Genomic DNA, 6,765 nt, shown 5'->3' on the forward strand with positions numbered 1-6,765 from the left:
CGCAAAGAAAAACTTTGCGGCTTTGCGAGAAATGAAAAATAAATTAAGAGTGTTTTGCAATAACATTTATAGAGATTCTTCATTCGCCTTCTGGCGGACTCAGAATGACATGAAGTCTTTTATGTCAGTGTTTTCGAGATTCTTCGTCTGCCTTTTGGGGGATTCAGAATGACACAATGTTTTCTTTTTTATCATAAGTTTTAAACTTTTCAGTCATTCTGAGGGAGTCACCGCCAAAAAGGCGGGACGACCGAAGAATCTAATTACTACTTCATAATTTTATATGAGGTTCTTCGTCCGCCTTTGGCGGACTCAGAACGACATGACCGAAGAATTTAGAAGTAAATTCTCGCCAAGACGCAAAGATTAAAAGACGTAAAGAAAACTTTGCTGCTTTGCGAGAAATGAAAAATAAATTAAGAGTGTTTTGCAATAACATTTATAGAGATTCTTCGTCCGCCTTTGGCGGACTCAAGAATGACACAATGTTTTCTTTTTTATCATAAGTTTTAAACTTTTCAGTCATTCTGAGGGAGTCACCGCCAAAAAGGCGGGACGACCGAAGAATCTATTTATTTAATTGAAATTGTTCATTCGCCTTCTGGCTGACTAAAGAATGACTTTTGTATATTGTCTTTCTGAGGAGTCCGCCTTCTGGCGGGCGACGAAGAATCTAATTACTACTTCATAATTTTATATGAGGTTCTTCGTCCGCCTTTGGCGGACTCAGAACGACATGAAAATTTTTATGTTGATTAAAGAATCTAAAAACAGAGAAAATCTACTAAATCTGTGTTCAAAAAATATTGAAACCACAAAGTTCGCAAAGAAAACTTTGCTGCTTTGCGAGAAATGAAAAATAAATTAAGAGTGTTTTGCAATAACACTTATAGAGATTCTTCGTCCGCCTTTGGCGGACTCAGAATGACACGAAGTCTTTTATGTCAGTGTTTTCGAGATTCTTCGTCCGCCTTCTGGGGGATTCAGAATGACACAATGTTTTCTTTTTTATCCTAAGTATTAAACTTTTCAGTCATTCTGAGGGAGTCCTGCCAAAAAGACGGGACGACCGAAGAATCTATTTGTTTAATTGAGATTGTTCATTCGCCTTCTGGCGGACTAAAGAATGACTTTTGTATATTGTCTTTCTGAGGAGTTCCAATAAATCGTGACGACGAAGCAAACTCAAAGATAAAAGAAAGCAATAGTAAATTATAGAATTACTATATTAAGAAAATCAGAACTTGCAGGGAATAAAAGTCAAAAAAATTTATTGAGTAATTGTCAAAAATATTACTCGATAGTTGAGCAGATACTATCAGGTGTATCTCTGTAATAAATGTAAGTGGGGAAATTCACTTTTGCAATTTTGAATTTCTTTTCTGCTCTTTCAAAAAAATCAGAGTCATCACTGTATTTCAAATTTCGAAATCCATTTAATTCGAAAAACACTTTCCTTTTGCCAAAGAATGTTCCCCCAATTACACATTCCGAAAGATGAATTAATTTTGTTAAATCATTTTTATCTTTTACATAAGGTGAACCAATTATTTCAACTCCGCCATGAATTAAATCTATATCTTGATTCTGATTCATAAAATCAACTCGTAAACTTAAATGCTCGGGTTTATATTCATCATCACTTCCTAAAAATGTTATAAAATTTCCTACAGAAGCTAAGATGCCCGCATTTGTTGTAAGCGGAGTTTTTCTGTTTGAATGTCTCATGTATCGAATGTTTTCATACTCAAGAATATATTTGTCAATCAATTTAATTGAATCATCTGTGCTGCCATCATCAACAATAATTAATTCCCAGTTTGTAAATGTTTGATTGATTACTGAATTAATTGCTCGTTCGAGATAATTTTTTCTGTTAAAAGTTGGAAGAATTATTGAAACAACAGGATTAAAATTTTTGTAAACTTGCATCATAAAAAAATCAATTTAGTTTAATTCAAATATAGTTTTTTATTGAGATTATTTTTAATTAATTTCACTTGTTAATTTATTAACAGAGAAGACATAAAATGAGTTCTCGAGAGCAAAAGAATTACTTTGAAATATTAAAAAAATATGAAAGAAAATTTGAACCAAAAGAACTCGAAGATTATAAAATGCTTCTTAGAAGACACAAGGATGATGAAGATCTCGATAGGCTTTCTATGGAAAGATTAAAAGCTCTGTATGTTAAATACCATGTCAACCGCGAAAAAAAGAATTATGATTATTTATTTAAGAAACCTGATAATGATTCCAACAATCAATCCTCATAATTAAAACTTGTGGTGGTAAATATGAATTACAAAACATTAAATCGAATTATTGCAGGAATTGTTTTTTTAATCAGCTTTTATGTTTTACGCTCAACTGTTCAACCTTCAGTTTCGTTCTGGGATTGCGGTGAATTTATTGCATCATCTTATGCAATGCAGGTACCTCATCCCCCGGGAACCCCGTTCTTTTTAATTCTTGGCAGAGTTTTTTCAATGATTCCTTTTGCAGAAAATATTGGCTTGAGAGTCAATATGATTTCTGTTCTGGCAAGTGCTTTTTCTGTAATGTTTTTGTATTTAATTGCTGTTAAAGTAATTCAAAATTATAGAAGAAAAGAACCAGAAAGTTTAATTGATGCTCTCGCAATTTATCTTTCGGCAGCAATTGGGGCTTTATCATTTTCTTTCAGCGATACTTTCTGGTTTAATGGTGTTGAAGCCGAAGTTTATGCAACTTCAACTTTCTTTATTGCATTTGTAATCTGGCTTATGATTTTATGGAATGAAAAAGCTGATAAGCCTGACAACGAAAAATATTTAATACTTATTGCATATCTCATTGGTCTTTCAACAGGTGTTCACTTGATGTCTGTTCTTGCAATTGTTCCCATTGTTATGGTGGTTATATTTAGAAAATATGTTACTGATGAGGAAGTTCTTAAAAAAACAGCTGTAATTTTTGTTATTCATTCTGTTATCATTCTTTTAATTGCATTTGCAATGTGGGCTGCACAAAATGATTCAACTCCTCCTTCTTATGAACAGTATAATCAAATTGATATGAGATTCTGGATGGTCTTTATTGTCGTAAGTGTATTGTTTATGGGGGCACTCTACAAAAAAATATTTCAACGAAGTTCATTTTATATTCCAATGATTATTGGTGGTATTACACTTATAGCAGTTTACCCTGGAATTGTTAAATATGTGCCAAAATTAATTACAATAATTGCAGGAAATGATTTTACACTTGATATCATTGTATCAGTCCTTCTTTTTGCAATTCTTGGATTTGGAATCTACTGGACATCAAAGAATAATAAACCAACATTGAACCTTGTATTTAAATGTGCATTTTTTGCAATGATTGGCATTACGACTTATGCAATGATAATTATTCGTGCCAATCAGGAAACACCAATTAATATGAATAGTCCAAAGAATTTTACTGAACTTGAATCTTATTTGAATCGTGAACAATATGGTGATTTCCCAATTTTCAAACGAAGATTTTCTAATGAACCACATCAGCAAGGAATTTATACAAATTATTCGAGCGACCTTGATTTTCTGCTTCGTTATCAAATGGACCACATGTTTAATAGATATTTATTCTGGAATTACATTGGTAGAGTTTCAACTTATCAGGATAGCGGTGTTGATTGGACTGATTTATATGGTATCCCATTTTTTATTGGATTATTCGGTTTATATTTTCATTTCCGAAAAGACTGGAAGATGGCATCTGTCTTTCTTGTAATGTTTATTTTCCTTGGTTATTTAACAGCATTTTATCAAAATCAACAGGAACCTCAACCTCGTGAAAGAGATTATTTCTATGTGGGTGCCTTCTTTGTATTTTCATTGTGGATTGCTCTTGGAATGCGAGGTTTGATTGAACTTCTTTATGAAAAATTTGATAAGATAAAAAATCTTACACCTGCAGTAATAATTTTGCTTTTATTTGGTTTTATTACAGTCCCTGCAAATATGCTTCGTGCAAATTATTTTGAACATGACCGCTCAAGAAATTATGTTCCGTGGGATTATGCTTATAATCTTTTACAGAGTGTTGCTCCAAATGCAATCCTCTTTACAAATGGTGATAATGATACATTTCCACTTTGGTATCTTCAAGATGTTGAAGGTGTAAGAAGAGATGTTCGAATTGCTAATTTGAGTTTGCTAAATACTCCTTGGTATATAAAACAATTAAAAAATACTTCTCCTTATGGTGCCGAAAAAGTTGCAATGAGTTTTACAGATGAAGAAATTGACCAGCTAACAGTTCAAAGATGGGAACCAACTGAAATGTCAATCCCTGTTTCTGAAGATGTTATTAAAGAATGGGGAATTACAGATACTTCTGTAATTAAAAAAGGAAAAATTACATGGCGAATGGAAAGTCCTGTCCAATATGGTAACATAAAAGCAATTCGTGTTCAAGATTTGGCAGTTCTTGATATTATTATGCAAAGTAAATGGAAAAGACCTGTATATTTTGCAATGACTTGTTCAGAAGATAGCAAACTTAGTTTGAATGATTACCTGCAAATGGAAGGCGTGGCATTAAGAGTAGTGCCCAAAAAATTCAATTCACAAACTTTTGAATATATAAATGAGCCGATAGTTAGAAAACAATTGTTCGATGAGCCAGAAGGTTTCAGTAAAACATATCGACCTGGATTTAAATTCAGAGGTTTAAATGATAAAACTATTTTCTTTGACGAAAATCATGAACGACTTGTTCAAAACTACAGAAATACATTTTTAAGACTTGCTATTCATTATCTCTATCAGCTTAAAGATAGTACCAAAGCAATTGAAACACTTAATATGATGGAAAAGAAAATTCCAAGAAGTGTTATTCCTATTGATTACAGAATTGAACACGATATTGCTCGTCTCTACTATGCTGCAGGTGACATGAAAGATTATACAATTTATGCAAAAGAATTAATTGAAACAGCTAAAAAAGCACTTCAGCAAAATCCTCAAGATTTTACAAGCTGGAATAATCCTTATGATATTCTTCTAACTCACTATGATAATTTGAAAATGTACAAAGAAGCAGTTGATTTGCTCAATCAGCTATCTTATTATATTCCCAATGATGAAACTGTTAAAAACTTATTGAATAGATATAAAAAACTTGCCGGTATTGATACAACAAAATAATTAAAAGACGGACGGCACATAAAAATTTTTTGTGCCGTCTCTAATTAAAAACTAATCCATTCATGTTATGAGAATCCTGATTATTGCATTATCCGGAATTGGCGATGCATTAATGTTTACCCCTGCACTCAAAATGCTGAAAGAAAATTTCCCTTCATCAGAAATTGATGCTCTTGTTATGTACAAAGGAGTAAAAGAAATATATGAGCGTCTGCCGGAAATTTCTAAAATTCATTATTGGGAATTCTTGAAAGAAGGAAAATTAAAATCTCTTTTGTTTGTTCTTGGCTTAAGAAAAAAATATTACATTTCAATTAATGTATATCCCTCAAATAGAAAAGAATATAACATTATTAATTTTTTAATTGGAGCTGAAAAAAGATTAGCAGTAAAATATCTTAGAAAAGATTTTCAGAACTTTGGTTTTTTGAATAATCTTAGAATTCAGGAGGACGATAATTTTCATAATGTTGAAGAAAATATAAAATTATGTGAATTGATTGCGGGCAAAGAATTTCATGACATTCCAGAATTAATCCTGAATTTTAGAGAAGGAGATTTAGAGTTTGGTAAAAATTTTATAAGAGAAAATCTAATTGGCGAAAATGAACTTGTGATAGGTTTTCATCCGGGCTGTTCAACATTAAAGAATCATGATAAAAGAAGATGGGAAACAGATAAATTTGCTGCATTAGGGAGGAAATTAATTGAAGAACACAAAGCAAAAATTTTAGTCTTTGGTGGACCAGAAGAAAAAACAATAAAAGAAGAGGTTATAAAAAAAATAAATTCTAAATCAGCAATAATTGTGAATACATCATCATTAATTCACACAGCTGCTGTAATGAAAAGATGCAATATCTTTGTGACTAATGATTCCAGTTTAATGCATATAGCTTCAGCATTGAAATTAAATGTGGTAGCTGTTATTGGTCCAACTAATAAAAATTATATTCATCCATGGAAAACAAATTATAGAATTGCCTCATTAAATCTCGATTGCTCACCTTGTTTTTATTATTCACCCAAACCGCTTACATGCTATAGAACTGATGTAAAATTTAAATGCATAAAAGAATTAAGTGCAGATTTGGTTTATGATGAAGTAAAATATTTTTTGTGAGAAAATTAATTTTACGGTAAGACGCAAAAAAGCTTTGCGGCTTTGTGAGAAATGAAAACAATTGAGATTGCTTCGTCCCGATAAAAATTCGTTGTGACTTGAAATGATTTTTTTAATCAAAGAGATTCTTCATCCGCCTTCTGGCGGACTCAGAATGACACAACGTTTTCTTTTTTATCCTAAGTATTAATACTCTTACGTCATTCTGATGGAGACCCGCCAAAAAGGCGGGACGACCGAAGAATCTATTTATTTAATTGAGATTTTCAGAATGACTTTTGTATGTTGTCTTTCTGGGGAGTCCGCCTTTGGCGGGCGACGAAGAATCTAATTATTACTTCATAATTTTATATGAGGTTCTTCATCCGTCTTTGGCGGACTCAGAACGACATGAAAATTTTTATGTCGATTAAAGAATCTAAAAACAGAGAAAATCTACTAAATCTGTGTTCAAAAAATATTGAAACC

The 6,765-nt window shown here is 31.9% G+C and carries 4 protein-coding genes; 3 read left to right on the plus strand and 1 reads right to left on the minus strand.

Features of this window, described 5'->3' with window-relative positions:
* Positions 1-1,293: 1,293 nt before the first annotated feature.
* A complete protein-coding gene (locus AC27L2_RS13580; RefSeq protein ID WP_487212309.1) occupies positions 1,294-1,935 on the minus strand; it encodes a glycosyltransferase family 2 protein in 642 nt (213 codons plus the stop codon).
* A gap of 95 nt (positions 1,936-2,030) precedes the next feature.
* On the opposite strand from AC27L2_RS13580, the gene AC27L2_RS13585 reads away from it, so the two are divergent.
* The 3 genes from AC27L2_RS13585 to AC27L2_RS13595 all read left to right on the plus strand — a co-directional run bounded on the left by AC27L2_RS13585 (position 2,031) and on the right by AC27L2_RS13595 (position 6,297).
* Entirely contained in the window at positions 2,031-2,276 is a 246-nt protein-coding gene (locus AC27L2_RS13585) for a hypothetical protein (RefSeq protein WP_487212310.1), read from the plus strand.
* A 21-nt stretch (positions 2,277-2,297) separates the two neighbouring features.
* Complete coding sequence (locus AC27L2_RS13590) at positions 2,298-5,174, plus strand: protein O-mannosyl-transferase family (RefSeq protein ID WP_487212311.1); 2,877 nt, start codon at positions 2,298-2,300, stop codon at positions 5,172-5,174.
* A 67-nt stretch (positions 5,175-5,241) separates the two neighbouring features.
* Positions 5,242-6,297: a glycosyltransferase family 9 protein gene (locus tag AC27L2_RS13595; RefSeq protein ID WP_487212312.1), complete on the plus strand. Its 1,056-nt coding sequence runs from the start codon at positions 5,242-5,244 to the stop codon at positions 6,295-6,297.
* Positions 6,298-6,765 lie beyond the last annotated feature (468 nt).

It is taken from the genome of Rosettibacter sp. KY25 (assembly GCF_057554405.1).